Genomic DNA, 16,409 nt, shown 5'->3' with positions numbered 1-16,409 from the left:
CTAAAAATGACTCCCGACCCCACACACAAACAACTTGACAGGCTCCACAACGCGGCACTCGATGGCGTTTAGCGGGTGCGTAGCTGCGCGGTGATCGGGCAGCTGAACGGATCGCGATCCCCCAGGCCCACCCGATTGAGGTAACGCACCACAATCCGGTACGACTCGAAGAGCGTGGTCTCGGTGTATTTGATACCCCGTTCGGCGCAGAAAGCGCGCACGATGGGCTGCGACTTTCCCAGCTGCCGGGAGGACATGGTCGGGAACAGGTGGTGTTCCACCTGATAGTTCAGCCCGCCCATAGCCACCGCAATGAACCAGCCGCCACTGACGTTGCGGCTCATCAGCACCTGACGGCGCAGGAAGTCGATCCGGAAGTCCTTGGGCACCAGCGGCATGCCCTTGTGGTTCGGCGCAAAGGCACCACCCATGTAGAGACCGAAGAGGGCGAGGTGAACGCCCAGGAAGGCAAAGCCCAGTCCCAGTCCACAGACGGAGAACACCGCTACTGGCAAGCCGATCAGATGAACTGCCAGCAGTGCGATTTCCGCACCGCGCTTGGGCACCCGGGCTTTGCGATCCAACACCCGGATCGCCGAGCCACCGTGCAGATCCAGAGCCACCAGGCTCAGCAACGGGACAAAGAACCAGCCCTGACGCTTCACGAACCACCCGGCCAGGCCGCGACGCTTCGGTGCATCCGCCGGGTCAAACACCACGACGCCGGTCTTGATGTCCAGATCGGAGCCGATCTTATTCGGGTTGGCATGGTGCTTGCTGTGCTTGTTCATCCACCAGCCGTAACTCAGGCCGACAAACAGGTTCCCGACAATGCGCGCCGTCCATTCGTTGCCTTTGGCGTGCGGGAAGATCTGCCGGTGGGCGGCATCGTGCGCCAGAAAACCTGCCTGGGTGCACAACACACTCAGCAATGCCGCGGTCAGCAACTGCCACCAGGACTGGCCCAGCAGCACAAACAGCACCCCGGCGCCCAGGAAACCGAGCCCCAGGCGCACCATGCGACGCACATACCAGGAAACATCCCGCTCCATCAGCCCCTCGGCCGCAACCCTGTCCAGAAGATCGCGGTAGTCCTCGGCAGCAGTGGACATGGTGACAGGCCGACGAATGGCCTGCCCACTGGTCGGATACGGGCTCGATCCCTCCGCAAGAGGTACGTGGTGTGGCGCGGTGATGGTCATCTTCTGAGACTAGAGAGCCGGTACCGGTCAAAACATCCCCTGCCGGAGCCGTTCTGACCCCCTACCGGCGTAGGGGTCAGCGGAGGTCAGCGCGTCAGAAAGCGCTCGTACCTGCCAGCTGCACGCTCCGCCGCGGCGAGTACACCTGCGCCGAGGGGCACAAAAGGCTCCAGCACCACAGGTTTTTTGCGCCAGGTGCCGACCACCCTGCCGCCACGCAGAATCGTGGGCCGAAATACCCCGTTACCGCCCGGAACAATCCGGGCCGCATGCTGCTGCGCCAGGGCCGCGGAGCGGTCGGTATACCCCAGAATCAACTCATCGAACCCCGGCAGCAGGCACAGCGAATCACTGCCTGGGTGCTGGGATTCCGGCAGATCCAGGACGGCAGGAGCGCCAAAATACTCCTGTCCGCCATACTCCTTCACCGCAAGCTCCCCGCGGACCGACTGCACCGCCGCCCGGACGGCGGTCAGCGGCAGTTTGGTCCACCAAGCCAGATCCGCCAGCGTGGCCGGTCCGTGCGAATGGAAATACCGCACGGCCAGGCTTGCCAGCGCCTCACCCTCAGCAGGCACGGTCTCGCGGTCGGGGATCCATTCCCGATACGGCATAAACAGTTGCTGATTGCCACGCAGAGGCCCCTGGACCAGGTGCCGCTGCAGCGAGAGCACGAGCAGCAGATGTATGCCCCGCTGCGCATCTGTACGCTGACCGGCAGCCTCCAAGACCTCGAACAGCTCCGCCCGGGTGGCACCGCCACCGGCCACCCGGGCCAGAGTCAGCTCACGGGCCTGCTCGACATCGGCCTCGGTGATGCCCAGCTGCCGATGCCGGGTGGTGAAGGACTTCAGCATGCGCTCCGCGGTCAGGCCCAGGAACAACGGCAGGTCCTCAGCGGTGCACAGATGCAAGGTGCCGCGCATGGTCCAGCTGCGCACGATGTCGCCCCGCGCCAAGGCCTCCACCACCGCGCTGAGAGCCGGGCGGCTGGTCCGCAGGGCCACCGAGTAGAGCGCACCGGGCAAGTCCTGTCCCTGCAACGCCGCCAGATGCCGCACCACCTCCACCGGTCCGGTGCGCTGCGGCCGGTAGGCCCCCTGCGAGAGCACGCGCAATCGGGCGATCCGGGTCAATTCGCGCGCTGAGGGGCCGGTCACGGTTCTCCTGGGCTCTTTTCGGTCAAAGCACTACCAGTCGATGCCCACGAGTTGGGACTCGGGTTCCAGCAGCACCCCGAAGCGTTCCTGCACCCCGCGCTGCACGGCACGAGCCAGGATCAGCACGTCCTGTGCGGTGGCACCGCCCCGGTTGGTGACCGCGAGCGAGTGTTTGGTGGAGAGGGTGGCCCGGCCACCGGTGAGTTCGGCGCCGAAGCCGCGGTCAAATCCGGCATGGGAAATCAACCAGGCAGCACTGAGCTTGACCTGCTCATCAGCAGGAGAACCTGCGGCAAGCGGATCCACCACCCGGACCGGGAACCGCGGCGCATCCTCCGGCAGGCGTTGCGCCTGCGCCAGGGAGACCACCGGATTGGTGAAGAAGGAGCCGGTGGAGTGACTGTCCCGGTCCGTCGGGTTGAGCAGCATGCCTTTGGAAGCGCGCAATGCCAGCACGGCCCCCCGCACCTCCAATGCCGGCGCCCGCTGACCGACGTCCACGCCAAGGCGTGCGGCGAGCTCGCTGTAGCGCACCGGCGCGCTCATCTGCCCCAAAGCCAGCCGGAATTCAACGGTCAGCACCACAAAACGGGGTGCTCCTCGGAGAATGGACCGCTTGAACCGCGAGTCACGGTAACCGAATTCGCAGTCATCGTGCGTGAAGGTCCGCACCACCTGCTCCTGCCGGTCCCAGGTGCGGACGGCAGCGATGGTGGCGGCAACATCGGTGCCATAGGCGCCAACATTCTGCACCGGGGTGGCCCCGCTGGATCCTGGAATGCCGCTGAGCGCTTCCAGACCACTCCAGCCGTGCAGCACCGACTGGTGAACGAAGTCGTCCCAGTTCTCCCCCGCCTGCACCACGACGGAGACCGCACCGCTGCCATCAGCGGACGAATCGGTGGAGACCGCGTAACCCTGTGAGGCGATCTGGACAGCGATGCCGTCGAAACCGGCATCGCCGACCACCACGTTGGAGCCTCCGCCGAGGATCAGCAGCCGCTCCCCGGCGTCATCGGCCGCACGGACCGCCTCGATGATCTCCGCTTCGCTGGTGGCCCTGACCAGATGGCGGGCCGGCCCGCCGACGCCCAGGGTGGTCAGCTCGGCCAGCGGGATGACTTCATGAGATTCCAGAGTGGGTTCCAGCGACATTGGTCCCTCAGCCCAGGCGGACGAGGGCTTGGGCCTTGACCAGGACCTTCTGGCCCTCGGCCGTGACGGTCAGGTCGATCCGGGCGGTGCCCGCCTCGGCATCCAGCGCACCGACGATGCCCTGCACCTCGATCACGGCGCCCTCTTCGGTGTCCGGCACCAGGACAGGCTTGGTGAAGCGGGTCTGATAACTCACGATGGCGCCCGGGTCACCGGCCCAGTCGGCCACCAGTGCCGAGGCTGCCCCCATGGTGAACATGCCATGGGCGATGACGCCGGGCAGTTCCACCTCGCGGGCAAAGCGCTCGTTCCAGTGGATCGGGTTGAAGTCACCGGAGGCTCCGGCGTAGCGAACCAGATCCGCCCGGGTGACCTGGATGGAGCGGCTGCCCACCTCCTGACCGACCGCGAGATCAGCAAATACCGGAGTGTTCTGTCCGCTCATGCCTGAGCCTCCTTGTTCGCAGCATCTGATTCGTCTTTTCCGCGGACCAGGATGGCGGAGACCGTGGTCGCCACCGGCTCGCCCGCCGTGGTGCTCAGTTCTGCGCGGGTGGTGATCAGGGCGCCATCGCCCATGGCTCGCACCGAATCGACGTGCAGTTCCGCCTGAATCTCATCCCCGGCGACCAGGGGGCGATGGTGGGTGAAACGCTGCTCCGCATGCACCACCCGGGAGAAATCGACGCCAGATTCCGGGTCATTGACAAACAAGGCGTCGGCTCGCTGGGCGATGATGATCGCAAAGGTGGGCGGCGCCACCAGATCGGCATAACCCGCCGCACGGGCGGCCTCGAGGTCAAAGTGCTCCGGGCTGGAGGCCTTCACGGCGGAGGCGAATTCCCGCACCTTTTCGCGGCTGACCTGATAGACGGCATCGGCCGGATACACGCGACCTGCCAGCGCGGGATTGACACTCATGGTTCTCCTTGTGCCTGTGGTGGCTAACCCATCCAGCCTACCGAGTTTTGAGACGGTCAACGACCGCCAGCACCGCCGCGAAGCCATCCTCCGTGGCAATTTCGGGCACTCCCAGGTAGTGGCCGTGCAGGGAGGCGTTGTAGTACATACCGTCGCCCAGCAGCATGATCACCTGGGCGACGGCCGGATCACCGACCTCGGCGTTGACCTGGTCGAACCAGCCCCGCTGCAGCGTGGAGAAGGCTTCCCGGATGTGGTCTGCCGCTGGTCCCACCAGTTTCAGGGCCGCGACGAGCGTCCGATCAAAGGCAGTATCCGCCACCCCGGAAATCCGCAGGTAATAGGAGCTCGCACCCTCTGGAGCCTGCGCCATCTCCTCCAGCTCCCGCCGGCCCAGCTCCCTGAACCGCTCCACCAGGCCCTCACCCAGCGCTTCCCGGCTGCCGAAGTGGTAGAGCAGGCCACCTTTGGACACTCCCGCGGCCGCCGCCACGGCATCGAGCGTGGCAGCACGGTCCCCCTCGGTGAGCAGCAACTCTTCCAGAGCGTCCAGAATGCGGGTCCGGGCTGATTGACGTGACATGGCTCCCATTCTTCCCTAACCACCAGCCGTATTTTTGAATCTATACCGTCCAGACGGTACAGTTAAAGAATGAACACTCTCATTCAGGACCCCAGGACTCGTCTTCGGACCACCCCTGAACCACGGGCCAGTCGCCGTGACTGGTGTGCGCTGGCGGTTCTGATGCTGCCGGTGCTGCTGGTGGCCGTGGACAACACCGTGCTCTCCTTCGCCATCCCCCAGATTTCCGCCAGTTTTGAGCCCAGCGCCCCCGAGCTGCTCTGGATCATTGACGTGTACCCGCTGGTTCTGGCGGGGCTTCTGGTCTCGATGGGCTCGATGGCGGACCGCTGGGGACGGCGCAGGCTGCTGCTGATCGGCGCTGCGGGCTTCACTGCCGTCTCCGCTCTGGCCGCCTTTGCGCCGAGCGCGGGAACGCTGATTGCCGCACGTGCGGCCATGGGATTCTTCGGCGCCATGCTGATGCCCTCCACGCTGTCTCTCATTCGCAACATTTTCCGGAATCCGGCGCAGCGTCGCCTCGCGGTGGCGATCTGGGCTGCGGCATTCTCAGGCGGTGCAGCGCTGGGGCCGATTGTCGGCGGCTTCCTGCTGGAACATTTCTGGTGGGGTTCGGTCTTCCTGCTAGCCGTACCGGTTCTCATCCCCCTGCTGATCCTGGGGCCGATGGTCATTACCGAATCGCGGGACCCGGCGCCCGGGCGGATCGACCCGGTGAGCATCGGACTCTCTTTCCTGGCGATGGTGCCGCTGGTTCTGGCCATCAAGAGCTTCTCCGCCGAAGGCTGGGGAGCCGGGGTCGCTCTGGAGGCCAGCGTCGGCCTGCTCGCTCTGGCCCTCTTCATCCGGCGGCAGCTCCGGCGGAGCAATCCGATGCTGGACGTTCGGCTCTTCAGCAATCCGGTCTTCAGTGGCGCCGTAGTGGCGAACCTGCTGAGTGTCTTCTCACTGGTGGGATTCCTCTTCTTCGTCTCCCAGCACCTGCAACTGGTGGCGGGCCTGACGCCACCCCAGGCCGGTCTGGTGCTGTTGCCGGGGATGATCGTTTCGGTGCTCGCCGGCCTGGCGGTGGCACCACTGGCGCGCAGGATCCGCCCGGTCTGGTTTGTCACCGGTGGACTGATCCTCAATGCTGCGGGCTTCGCCGTGATCGTGGCCATCAACCCCCCGCCGGTTCTGACCCTGGCAGTGGCCTTCGTGATCCTGGGCCTGGGGGTAGGGGCGGCAGAGACCATGTCCAACGACCTGATTCTCAGCTCCGTACCTGCCCACAAAGCCGGGGCGGCGTCAGCCATTTCCGAGACGGCCTACGAGTTTGGCTCGGTACTGGGCACTGCGGTGCTGGGTTCCATCCTGGCCGCGGTCTACCGGAGCCACCTCGTCCTTCCGGAGGCCGTCCAGCGTCTGCCGCTCGATGCCGCCAAGGCCCGTGGCACGCTGGGCGGCGCACTGGAGGTTGCCACCGGCCTGGGCAATTCGGCAGCTCAGGCGCTCCGCACGTCGGCAATGGCGGCCTTCGACAGCGGTGCCGTAGTGATCGCCATCGTGGGCCTGGTGCTCATGCTGGTTGCCGCTGGGATGTCGATGCTGACCCTGCGCAGCAGCAGGAGCTGAGGTCCTGCGAGGGTTCGGGCGCGGTCAGCGCCTGGACGTAGGTGATTCCTGCATCGCCTTGAGTCGGAGCCTGGCAGCCCGCCCGCGAACCCCCAGACCCACCACATGCAGCACCGCACCGAGCCCCAGGAACGGCATGCCGCTCCACATCAGGGCGTTGTTGCCAGTATTGGCGCCCACCACAGTGAGGATCAGCCCGACGGCGATCAGGCCCATCGCAGAAAACACCAGAATGCGATAGGCGGGGCCGGAGGTCTCCCAGAGTTCGTTGAGCACGCTTCCCAGTTTAGAGCGTGGGGCTGTGCGGCCTGAGACGCTCAGAACAGCGAGGTCTGAACCGCCGGAAGCGTGGAACGGTAGTCGCCCAGGACGATTCGCCGCCCCTTGAGGGCACCCAGATCGGCCAGCCACGGCTGTGGATCGAGCTCGGCCCCAGCGCTGGCCCCGGCGCCAGCGACGCCACCGTCCAGCACGCGGACCAGCGCCGTGCTGCCCAACAGACCGTCGATCCGGAGACCGTGCTGCCCTGCGTCGAGAGCCAAGGGATAGACCGGGGTACCCAGCGTGTCCAGCACCGGCCGCGCGATGCCGGCCGGTTGCCACGGATCCTCGCTGATCAGGAATCCGCCGGAATGCTGGCCACCAGTTCCCAGCCCCGCCGATCCCACTCCGGCCAGATGCTCCCGGGCCCGCTGAGCCACTGCGGCATTGAGGGCACGAACAGCCTGGAGGGTATGCGCTCCCGCGGCCAGCCCCGCCAGCTTGGCCGTGGAACGAACCACCTGCGGAAGGCCCAGCCCTGAGCTCACCGAGTCTTCGAGCAGCCGGACGATTCTGCCGTCATCGGCCCGGGCGACGTACTGCGCCGCCACCGCCCCCTGTTCCGCCAACCGGGCCCAGGCCCGGAAATCGACGGCTGTGCCGACCTTGCTGACCCCGTGCGCGAAGGTTGCAATGTACAGCCAGTGTGGGCGCGCCAGATAGGCATTGAGCTGCTCAGAGACAGCGGCGCCACGATGAGCGTCGTGAATCGGCCGGAACTCGTCGCGAGCGAAGCAGGGTCCGCACTGGTAGCCGCGCTCGGCCAGGGAATCGGTGGGACAAGGTACCGAGGAGGTTCCCTCAGCTCCGAGCAACGTCACATAGCCCAGGCAGTGTTTGCGGGAGTCGCAGACACTGAATCCCCAGGAAACACCCGGCTCCAAGGACAATCCGGCCAGGTCAGCCCGTGCCGATGCGGCCGACTCCCCGCTCCAGGACAGGCCTCGAACCAGCAGGCCAGCATCCGCCGACAGGCCCAAAGGCTCTCCTGCGAACTCAGTAGGCTGGCTGAACACCGAACGCCAGCGCGAGCTTGAGGATCTTCTGCGCCCGCCCCAGGCGCGGCAAGTCAGAACCATCGCGGATTACTTCACCGCGCGCCTTGAAATCACCCATGAAGTCGGTGGCCCAGGCGACATCAGACGGAGTGGGCGAGATGACCTCATTGATCACGGTGGCCTGATCTGCCTGCAGGCATAACTTGCCGGTCATGCCCATGGTCACCGTCACGGCGGACTGCTCGCGCAGAATCGGGTGATTGGAGCCCACCGTGGGGCCGTCGATCGGACCGGGCAGGTTACCTACCCGGCTTGCCACGACGAGTTTGGCCCGCGGGTAAGCCATGGCCTCACGGTCTGCCGCCATGCCGGTATCCCTGCGGAAGTCGCCCGAACCGAAGGCCAGGCGGAAAGCACCCTCCGCCCGGGCAATGTTGTTGGCCTCTTCGATACCGACAGCCGACTCCACCAGGGCCAGGACCTTCGTCTTGCCGTCAAGGCGATGGTAGGTCTCCTTGACCTGCTCAGCGCTCTCGGTCTTGGCCAGCATCACGCCCAGCAAGCCGGGGTTGCCACGCAGGCCGGCGACATCGTCAGCCCAGAAATCGCTGCTCACATCGTTGATGCGCACCCAGGCCTGGCCGCCGCCCTGCAGCCACTCGACCACGTCGTTGCGCGCCGAATCCTTATGGGACGGATCGACCGCATCCTCAATGTCCAGCACTACAGCGTCAGCACGGGAGGCAATGGCGGCATCGAAGGTCTGCGGCTGCGTTGCCGGGACCAGAAGCCAGGAGCGGGCAATGTCCGCCGGAACGTTCCGGATCCGCGGCAAGGGCGAGGTCAATGGATTGGCGGAGGACGCAGACAGGCCAGTGTCGCCATAGGCCTCAACAGGAGAAGACATGCATCTACCGTAGCCGTTCCGCCTGCGCGGGGTCGATCTGGCGCACCGGATGACCGGACTCAGAGGAGACCAGATACCGGTCACGACCCTGGCGGACCCCTTCCAGCATCAGCCCTGGCATCCCGGGAATCGGGTGGAGACGCGGTTCCCCCTGACGAGCATCCGGATCCTGGCCTGGCTCCGTCAACTTGCCTGGCTGGAGGCCCAGCATGGTCTGAGCGACGGCGATGACGGCGGCAGCGGACCAGGCCTGCGGACGGCAGGCCGCGGGGTAGGGCACCGGCCGCCCGCCCAACGGCTCACCGCTGTGCAGTTCCGGCACCCGGTAATGGAAGCCTTCGGCGACCCGGAGCAGCCCCTCGATCAGCGAACCGGCCCGGGCACCCAGACCCTCACGGTGCAGGCCCCAGAGGGCGATGGCCGTATCGTGCGTCCAGACCGCCCCACCGTGGTAGCTCAGCGGCCAGTACCCTGCGGCGCTGGTGGCCAGGGTGCGCATCCCGACCCCGGAATCCATCAGCGGATCATTGAGCAGCTCCGCCAGTAGCTCCGCCTGGCCCGCGGCGAGAATCCCCGTGCCCAGCAGGTGGGCGAAGTTGCTGGCGAGGGAATCGACCTGGCGCTTGGCGACATCGAGCGCTACCGCCGGATAGGGCCGCCCACCCGAGGCCGGACCTCCGGCGATCCAGAAGCGCTGGCCAAAACGGAATTTGAGCGCCGCAGCCCAGTCTTCCCAGGCATCTGCCGCCGCACGATCCGCAGCGTCACCGAAGCGCCGCAGCAGCACTGCCCCATCCCGGGCAGCCTCATAGGCATAGCCCTGCACCTCGCACAGTGCCAGTGGCCCCTGGGCCAGGGTTCCATCCTGGAACTGAATCGAGTCGCCGGAATCCTTCCAGCCCTGGTTGCTCAGGCCGTGGCCACTGGCGTCGTGGTATTCGATGAAACCGTCGCCATCCGGGTCCGCATAGTCCCGGAGCCAGCCGAGCGCCGAGCGCAAGGCCGGCAGCAGTTCCCGGATGTCCTGCTCGGGCAGGCCCCACGTCCAGGCATCGTGCAGGAGCGCGATCCAGAGCATGGTCGCATCGACCGTGCCGTAGTACAGCGGCGGCAGGAACACGCCCTCCCCCGGAAGGTGAATCGCGGCCGGGCGGAGTTCATGGGGAATCTTGCCCGGCTCCTCTGCGCGCTCCGGATCCACCACGGTTCCCTGGAAGGCGGCGAGTGCCTTGAGCGTACTTGCCGCGAGACCGGTGCCCAGGGGCAGAAGCATCCGGGCGGCCCAGATCGAATCCCGGCCGAAGAGGGTGAAAAACCAGGGCGCTCCGGCTGCCAGGAAGGTGTGACCCGGGGCAGCGTGGGCCTGGAGGCGTAGACCGTCCAGATCGCTCAGGGCCTGCGCGGCCCATCGGGTCAGACGGCTGTCCGGGCTGCTCAGCCGGGCACTTGACCATTCGGAATGGCCGGAGGCAGCGGAGACCACCGCGGCAGCATCGTGGCAGTCCAGCTGCCAGCTGAGGGTGGTTTCGCCGCGGGCCGGGATCGTGATCCGCCACTGGATGATCAGTTCATCGCGAATCCAGCTCACCTCCGCCCCGGGCGCACTCAGGCGAAGACAAACCCCCTCGGAGGCGTTCCCACGAAGCCCCTGCCGGAACGACGCCGCTCCGGGATCGACCGTGACCTGCTCCCAGACGGATTCCCCGGTGGTCGCATCCCCCACACTCTTTTGGTCCGCGACCAGGCCTGCCTTGATCCGCTGCATCTCATCGCAGCAGACGCCCAGCCGCAGCTGCACCACAGCCTCCCGCTCCTGGTCCAGACCAGAGAGGAACCGCAGCTGCTCGGCATATCCGGCTCCCGTCACCTCACGATGCCGTTCCAGCAGCACCCGCGGATCAGCCTCGGCGTCATCGAGCGAGCGCGGCACGGAGGACAGCACGTCCGAGCCTGCCGACAACTGAGCTGTGGCGAGATAGCTGGGCAGTTCCTCGTTAACGCGCAGGCGCACCCGGGACACGACCCGGTGCTCCGAGACATACAGGCCGTCGATCGCATGGGTGCCCGCCTCGCCATCGGCCGCGCTCCAGAGTTGGACGGGCGCCGCGACCAGCATGGTGGCGTCGTTCAGGAAGGGCTGGCGAGGGGCAGAGCCGGGGGGCAGAGGCGATGGCATGGTTCGCTTTCTCAAGTGGTTCGGGTCAGGGGGTGCTCAGGGTTCGGACGAGGAGCGGCTTATTCTTTGACGGCCCCCTCCGAGCTGTTCATGATGCGCCGCTGGAAGATGAAGAAGACCATGGCGACCGGCAGTGTCATCAATAAGGCGGCACCCAGTTTGAGCGGATACTGACTTCCCTGGCTGAGCTGCCCCGAAGCGAGGGACGCCACGCCTTTAGTCAGCGTGGTCAGCTCCGGCGACTGGCTGGAGACGATGAAGTGCGAGAGCTCATTCCACGATCCCTGGAAGGACAGGATGATGATGGTCACCATGGCCGGGCGTGCCATCGGCAGCACGATCGACCAGAAGACCCGGAAAGTGCCTGCCCCGTCAATATGAGCCTGTTCCTCGATGCTGCGCGGAATCGATTCGAAGAAGTTCTTCATAATGAACACTCCCGCCGCATCGACCAGCAGTGGCAGCACCATACCGGCGTACGAATCATAGAGACCCAGCTGGTTGATCACCAGAAACTTCGGAATCAACAGGACAACGGAGGGGACGGCCATCACCGCCACCAGACCGGCGAAGACGATGCCGCGACCACGGAACCGGAGCCGGGCCAGGGCGTAGCCGGCCAGGGAGTCGAAGAATACCCTGCCGACCGTGACCAGGACCGTGACCACCGCGGAGTTGGCGAACCACACCGGGAAATCCGAGTTCAGGAACAGCTGCCGGTACGCCGCCACACTCCACACCGCAGGGATCGGCGAGGCCGGGTTTTTCGCCGCCTCAGCATCGGTGGTGAAGGAGACACCGATCTGGACCAGGAACGGCCAGATATAGAAAACTGAGATGGCGATCAGGAGGAGATAGAGCCCCGCCGTCTGCCAGCGGAAAGGCCGGTGGCGTGCAGGAAGCTGCTGCTCAACAACCGGAGAGCTACTCACGACTGACCGCCCTTCTGCCTCAGCGTCCGTTGCGTCGGAATCTGATACATCCGCATGCTCCGCTTCGAGACCGGTCGCTCCCGCAGAGCCCATCGCTGGAACACCGTGAAGAGCACGATGATGGCGAAGAGAATGAAGGCGATGGCGGCACCCTGCCCCCAGGCCTGATTGTTGAAGGCCGCCGAGTAGGAGAGGTAGGCAGGGGTCAGTGTGGTCTTCCCCGGTCCGCCCTGGGTCCCGGTGTAGATCTGGTCGAAGACCTGCCAGCAACCGATCAGGCCGAGAGTCAACACGGTGAACAGGGTGGGGCGCAACTGTGGCAGCGTGACATACCAGAACCGCTGCCAGGGGCTGGCGCCATCGATCATGGCCGCCTCATTCACCTCCTGACTCAGATTCTGCAGCGCCGCCACGAACAGCAGCATGAACGTGCCACTGGTCGTGAAGATCGCCATCAGAATCAAGGCGGTCATCGCCACTGATGGCCCGGCGAGCCAGTCCCACCAGGAAACACCTAACAACCCGCCGTCGGTGAGTGCCTGCGGCCCCTGATGGATGCCCAGGGAACCCATCAGCACATGCAGAATGCCACGGGGCTCGTTGAACCAGTTGGGGCCATTGACGCCCAGAAAGGAGAGCACCTTGTTGACGGCACCGGAGGTGCTGAAAAGAAACAACCAGACGACCGTCATGGCCACCGAGCTGGTCACCGACGGAAAATAAAACGCCGTACGGAAGAAACCACGCCCTCTGAGCGCGCGGCCGTTGACCAGAACCGCCAGCAGCAGGGCCAGCGCGGTCTGCAGCGGCACTACCAGCAGCACATACCAGGCATTGTTGCGCAGCGCCGTGCCGAAATCCTGCTCGGCCTGGCCACCGCCGGCAAGCACCTTGGCATAGTTGCCGGCGCCCACAAAGTTGACGCCCGCAGAGAAGGGGCTCCCCCGGCCGCCCCAGTCCGAGACGCTCACCCAGAGCGCCATCAGAACCGGAGCGACCAGAAAAACACCCAGGATGAGCAGCATAGGAGCCGTGAACAGCCAACCAGCTACGCTCTCCCCGGTCCGCACCCGATGTGGGCCGGTTGTTCCCCGGGCTGCCCGCGAGTTGGCTGCCACCGGCATCGTGCTATTTGCCGAGCGCTTCAAGGTTCTTCTGCGCGGCATCGAGGATGGTCTTCGGATCCGAGCTGGCCAATGACTCCAGTTTGGAGTTGAGGTCCTTGATCACATCTGCCGAGCCCTTGGTCACCGGAACATTCTGCGCATAGTCAGCACCCTTGAGGAAGGGCACGAGTGCCGGATTCTGAGCGGTCCACTGGTCTGCAGCCGACTTCACGGACGGCATCGGGCCAAAGGCTTTGGAGAAGGCGAGCTGGCTGTCAGTGCTGGTCAGCTTCTGCACCAGATCCAGGGCTGCCTTCTGGTTGGGGCTGTCCGCGGCGATGCCCCAGCAGTTGCTGAACTGCAGAGTGCCCTTGCCAGCTGGCCCGGCGGGAAGCTCAAGCACCTTGTAGCTGATATTCGGGTAGTCCTTGCTCAGCCCACCAACAATCCAGTTTCCTTCAATCGTCATCGCCGCCTGTCCCTTGCCGAAAGCTTCGCCGGCCCAGCCAGCACCCAGGTCCTTGGCGAACTTGAGGCTCCCGGCACTGAGCAGAGACTTCACGTAGTCCAGGGCCTTAATGTTGGCTGCGCTGTTGGCCACGGGCTTCTGCGAATCATCGAGCAGCGTTCCACCGGCTTGCGCCATGAAGACCCCCAGGCGGGCGTATTCGCTGCTGGTACTCAGGCCGACGACCCCACCGGTGGTCAGCTTTTTCGCCACTGCGGCCAGCTGGTCCCAGCTGGTGGGCACATCGGCGTCGCTGAGGCCGGCCGCCGCCCAGAGCTTGGTGTTGATCACCAACTGCAGGGTGGAGAAGTCCTTGGGCGCACAGTAGAACTTGTTGTCCTGGGTGAACGCCTTCACCAGCGAGGGGTAGAAGTCGCCCTTATTGGACAGTTGGTCCCCGTAGCTCAGCAGCGAGCCGTTGGAACTGTAGCCGGCCAGGTAGTCAGGGGCGAGGTAGAAGACGTCAGCCGGCTTTTTCGCAGCGAACCCCTGCGAGAGCTGCTGCGGAAGATCGTTGGCGGTCGCGACCTTGGCAGACACACCGCTTCCGCTGGACCACTGGCTGACGGCCGCCGTCACGGCATCCGTCTCGGCCTGGCCACTGGAGCCGATCAGCACACTCAGGCCGGAGGTGGAGCTGCTCAGCCCGGTAGCGGTGGAGGAACTGCTGCCACCGAAGCCGGAACCGCAGGCGCTGAGCATGAGGCTGGCGACGCCGATCAGCGCTCCGGCGCTCAGGAGACGCGAGGTACGGGGTCGGCTGGAGCCCCCGGAGCGGGAGACTCCCGCGGAACGGCGTGGTGCTGTGGCCATGATTTCTCCTTCGAAACTCAGTGACGCATCCTGGAACGGAATACTGGGGACGGCATTATTTGATCGTTCAAATTCTCGAGTCAAGGTCGCTGTTTGCACTCCACGACTGGTGATCGAGATTGAAATTTGAACGATCAAATCACTCCGACAGAGACGCTATCATCGTTGGATGACGCCATCAAGCCTGCCCCGCGGCGATCTTTCGCGACACCCCACGGTCCTGGACGTAGCGGAAGCCGCCGGGGTCTCACGCCAGACGGTCTCCAATGTGCTCAATAACCCTGAGGTGGTCAAGGCCAAAACCCGCGAGCGCGTCGACCAGGCCATCGCCGCCCTGGCCTACCAACCGCACGCTTCCGCCCGCCGGCTGCGCACCCGCCAGTCCTCCACGATCGGCATCCGGCTGGATCACCAGGGTGATGGAATTTCCGGCGGCGTACTGGACCGCTACCTGCACGCCCTCACCGAATTCGCGGCCGCCCGCAGCATGCGCATCCTGCTTTACACCGCCGCAGATGCCCAGGACGAAATCCGGCAGTTCCAGCGACTGCTCGATGGCGCCGATGTCGATGCCTTCGCCTTGACTGCCACCCACGATGGCGACCCCCGCACCAGATGGCTGCGCGAGCACGGCGCCAATTTCGTCACCTTCGGACGCCCGTGGGGCGAAGACGATATCGACGATCCGGTGCATCGTTGGGTGGATGTGGACGGCGCCGATGGCACCAGCCAGGCCACCGAGCATCTCTGGTCACAGGGCAAACGCCGGATCGCGTATCTGGGCTGGCCCCGCACCACGGGCACGGACGCGGACCGCTACCGGGGCTGGGAGCGCACCATGATCCAGCATGGCGTCCCTGCCTCTGAGCTGGAGGTGCTGCACTGGATCTCCTCCGAGATGGTCTCGGACGCCCAGCAGGTGGTGGAGTGCAAGCTGGCCGAAGTCGCGGAGCAGGCGGGCACCGCAGAGTCGCGGTCGAAGGGTCTTGCGAGAGTGGACGGCATCGTCTGCGCCAGCGATACCCTGGCTCTGGGGGCACTGATGGCGGTGCGGAACGCCGGGCGTCCGGAGGTGCCAGTGGTGGGCTTCGACAATAGTTCAGTGGCCCTGGCGCTGGGATTCAGCAGCGTGGACCAGAATCTTGATGACGTGGGCCAGGCGTCGCTGGAGCTGCTGTTGGGGCCGACCGCCAAAGGGGCCGGCGCGGAGCCGACCGCCGCGCATCGGCTGATCCGGCCGACACTGGTAGTCCGCCACGGTTGAGCGGGCTACGCTGAGCCCATGCCGCTGGGGTTCAGGACTGTCCGGATGTGGAGCGTCGTCGCGCTGCTGGGCAGCTCTATGAGCAGCTCTCTCAGTGGATGCGCCACCGCATGCACCGCCGTCGGCTTCGTCTACACCGGTCCGTATCAGGTTGAGGTGCGCGGTGCAGATGCTGCCGATGCCGCCGATCTGACGGTAGCGCTGTGCCTGGGCAGCGGCTGCACGCCTCGGGATGCCAGCTATGACGGGCACTACTGGTCGGTGATGGCACCGGTGATTGAGCGGCCGGCCACGACCGCCCCGGATACCGGAACGCACGCCCCAGCACCGTCGGCGCCTTCCGGCAGCGCTACGGGGACCCAGCTGATGTATGTCCAGATCACCTCGCAAGCGCAGGGGAAAACTCTGTTCAGCGGGTACCGGACCGTGGACTACACCCCCGGGCCGAGCAGCAATGGGTGCCCCACGGGACCGGCAACGCCCCGTCCCGTGATGCTGGAGTTGTAGTGCCTCAGCAGTTGCCCTGACGCCTGAGACCCCTCGTCCAGCGAGCACCTGCGCACAGTGTTTCGCACGGCGATTGTGCGGTTCTGGACGCTCGATGACGGGTTGCCACCCTGCACCTGGAAACTTATCCACATTTCTGTGCAAGGGCTGTCATTTTGCTCTGATATGACCCTAGGGTGGACTCAGCCCACTAGACCATCCAATGGGCTAACCCGGAAGGTGGACCCGATGGCAGGAACACA

General features: G+C 65.4%; 16 protein-coding genes. 3 read left to right on the top strand and 13 right to left on the bottom strand.

The window, feature by feature from the left end; genetic code table 11:
- Positions 1 to 68: 68 nt before the first annotated feature.
- From QQM37_RS12440 to QQM37_RS12415, 6 genes are all read right to left on the bottom strand, one after another.
- Entirely contained in the window at positions 69 to 1,202 is a 1,134-nt protein-coding gene (locus QQM37_RS12440; protein WP_285727932.1) for a fatty acid desaturase family protein, read from the bottom strand.
- Positions 1,203 to 1,288: 86 nt separating this feature from the next.
- Positions 1,289 to 2,362, bottom strand: coding sequence for a winged helix DNA-binding domain-containing protein (locus QQM37_RS12435; protein WP_285727931.1), 1,074 nt, complete (start codon positions 2,360 to 2,362; stop codon positions 1,289 to 1,291).
- A 30-nt stretch (positions 2,363 to 2,392) separates the two neighbouring features.
- Positions 2,393 to 3,517 (bottom strand): UDP-N-acetylmuramate dehydrogenase, encoded by a 1,125-nt coding sequence (locus QQM37_RS12430; RefSeq protein ID WP_285727930.1) that lies wholly within the window; start codon positions 3,515 to 3,517, stop codon positions 2,393 to 2,395.
- Between the two features lie 7 nt (positions 3,518 to 3,524).
- Positions 3,525 to 3,962 (bottom strand): MaoC family dehydratase, encoded by a 438-nt coding sequence (locus QQM37_RS12425; protein WP_285727929.1) that lies wholly within the window; start codon positions 3,960 to 3,962, stop codon positions 3,525 to 3,527.
- The gene (locus QQM37_RS12420) at positions 3,959 to 4,438 is read right to left on the bottom strand and encodes a MaoC family dehydratase N-terminal domain-containing protein (RefSeq protein WP_285727928.1); all 480 of its coding nucleotides are present in this window, start codon (positions 4,436 to 4,438) and stop codon (positions 3,959 to 3,961) included. Before QQM37_RS12420 ends, QQM37_RS12425 begins: the two co-directional genes overlap by 4 nt.
- 37 nt (positions 4,439 to 4,475) lie before the next feature.
- Complete coding sequence (locus QQM37_RS12415; RefSeq protein WP_285727927.1) at positions 4,476 to 5,021, bottom strand: TetR/AcrR family transcriptional regulator; 546 nt, start codon at positions 5,019 to 5,021, stop codon at positions 4,476 to 4,478.
- 69 nt (positions 5,022 to 5,090) lie between these two features.
- On the opposite strand from QQM37_RS12415, the gene QQM37_RS12410 reads away from it, so the two are divergent.
- Entirely contained in the window at positions 5,091 to 6,635 is a 1,545-nt protein-coding gene (locus QQM37_RS12410) for an MFS transporter (RefSeq protein ID WP_285727926.1), read from the top strand.
- A 24-nt stretch (positions 6,636 to 6,659) separates the two neighbouring features.
- Here the strand turns inward: QQM37_RS12410 and QQM37_RS12405 are convergent, their stop codons facing one another.
- From QQM37_RS12405 to QQM37_RS12375, 7 genes are all read right to left on the bottom strand, one after another.
- A complete protein-coding gene (locus QQM37_RS12405; protein ID WP_285727925.1) occupies positions 6,660 to 6,911 on the bottom strand; it encodes a DUF3188 domain-containing protein in 252 nt (83 codons plus the stop codon).
- 41 nt (positions 6,912 to 6,952) lie between these two features.
- Complete coding sequence (locus tag QQM37_RS12400) at positions 6,953 to 7,936, bottom strand: DUF2797 domain-containing protein (RefSeq protein ID WP_285727924.1); 984 nt, start codon at positions 7,934 to 7,936, stop codon at positions 6,953 to 6,955.
- Between the two features lie 16 nt (positions 7,937 to 7,952).
- Positions 7,953 to 8,861: an HpcH/HpaI aldolase/citrate lyase family protein gene (locus tag QQM37_RS12395; protein WP_285727923.1), complete on the bottom strand. Its 909-nt coding sequence runs from the start codon at positions 8,859 to 8,861 to the stop codon at positions 7,953 to 7,955.
- Between the two features lie 4 nt (positions 8,862 to 8,865).
- Positions 8,866 to 11,037 (bottom strand): amylo-alpha-1,6-glucosidase, encoded by a 2,172-nt coding sequence (locus tag QQM37_RS12390; RefSeq protein WP_285727922.1) that lies wholly within the window; start codon positions 11,035 to 11,037, stop codon positions 8,866 to 8,868.
- 59 nt (positions 11,038 to 11,096) lie between these two features.
- Positions 11,097 to 11,885, bottom strand: a complete 789-nt coding sequence (locus QQM37_RS12385) for a carbohydrate ABC transporter permease (RefSeq protein WP_285727934.1) — start codon at positions 11,883 to 11,885, stop codon at positions 11,097 to 11,099.
- Positions 11,886 to 11,965: 80 nt separating this feature from the next.
- Positions 11,966 to 13,093, bottom strand: coding sequence for a carbohydrate ABC transporter permease (locus QQM37_RS12380; RefSeq protein WP_285727921.1), 1,128 nt, complete (start codon positions 13,091 to 13,093; stop codon positions 11,966 to 11,968).
- A gap of 4 nt (positions 13,094 to 13,097) precedes the next feature.
- On the bottom strand, positions 13,098 to 14,285 hold the full coding sequence (locus tag QQM37_RS12375; RefSeq protein WP_285727933.1) for a sugar ABC transporter substrate-binding protein: 1,188 nt from the start codon (positions 14,283 to 14,285) through the stop codon (positions 13,098 to 13,100).
- 280 nt (positions 14,286 to 14,565) lie between these two features.
- On the opposite strand from QQM37_RS12375, the gene QQM37_RS12370 reads away from it, so the two are divergent.
- Together QQM37_RS12370 and QQM37_RS12365 are read left to right on the top strand one after the other, a co-directional pair.
- Entirely contained in the window at positions 14,566 to 15,660 is a 1,095-nt protein-coding gene (locus QQM37_RS12370) for a LacI family DNA-binding transcriptional regulator (protein ID WP_285727920.1), read from the top strand.
- 78 nt (positions 15,661 to 15,738) lie between these two features.
- On the top strand, positions 15,739 to 16,167 hold the full coding sequence (locus QQM37_RS12365) for a hypothetical protein (protein WP_285727919.1): 429 nt from the start codon (positions 15,739 to 15,741) through the stop codon (positions 16,165 to 16,167).
- Positions 16,168 to 16,409 lie beyond the last annotated feature (242 nt).

The sequence above is a fragment of the Psychromicrobium xiongbiense genome (assembly GCF_030271165.1).
GTDB lineage: Bacteria > Actinomycetota > Actinomycetes > Actinomycetales > Micrococcaceae > Renibacterium > Renibacterium xiongbiense.
Note: the sequence above shows the minus strand (reverse complement) of the source record. Positions and strands in the feature narration are given on the sequence as shown.

Bases quoted from the DNA above. Each gene is read 5' to 3' on its own strand.
- QQM37_RS12440 (WP_285727932.1), bottom strand. From the start codon at position 1,202: ATGACCATCACCGCGCCACACCACGTACCTCTTGCGGAGGGATCGAGC.
- QQM37_RS12430 (WP_285727930.1), bottom strand. From the start codon at position 3,517: ATGTCGCTGGAACCCACTCTGGAATCTCATGAAGTCATCCCGCTGGCC.
- QQM37_RS12410 (WP_285727926.1), top strand. From the start codon at position 5,091: ATGAACACTCTCATTCAGGACCCCAGGACTCGTCTTCGGACCACCCCT.
- QQM37_RS12390 (WP_285727922.1), bottom strand. From the start codon at position 11,037: ATGCCATCGCCTCTGCCCCCCGGCTCTGCCCCTCGCCAGCCCTTCCTG.
- QQM37_RS12420 (WP_285727928.1), bottom strand. From the start codon at position 4,438: ATGAGTGTCAATCCCGCGCTGGCAGGTCGCGTGTATCCGGCCGATGCC.
- QQM37_RS12415 (WP_285727927.1), bottom strand. From the start codon at position 5,021: ATGTCACGTCAATCAGCCCGGACCCGCATTCTGGACGCTCTGGAAGAG.
- QQM37_RS12425 (WP_285727929.1), bottom strand. From the start codon at position 3,962: ATGAGCGGACAGAACACTCCGGTATTTGCTGATCTCGCGGTCGGTCAG.
- QQM37_RS12380 (WP_285727921.1), bottom strand. From the start codon at position 13,093: ATGCCGGTGGCAGCCAACTCGCGGGCAGCCCGGGGAACAACCGGCCCA.
- QQM37_RS12375 (WP_285727933.1), bottom strand. From the start codon at position 14,285: ATGCTCAGCGCCTGCGGTTCCGGCTTCGGTGGCAGCAGTTCCTCCACC.
- QQM37_RS12365 (WP_285727919.1), top strand. From the start codon at position 15,739: ATGAGCAGCTCTCTCAGTGGATGCGCCACCGCATGCACCGCCGTCGGC.
- QQM37_RS12395 (WP_285727923.1), bottom strand. From the start codon at position 8,861: ATGTCTTCTCCTGTTGAGGCCTATGGCGACACTGGCCTGTCTGCGTCC.
- QQM37_RS12370 (WP_285727920.1), top strand. From the start codon at position 14,566: ATGACGCCATCAAGCCTGCCCCGCGGCGATCTTTCGCGACACCCCACG.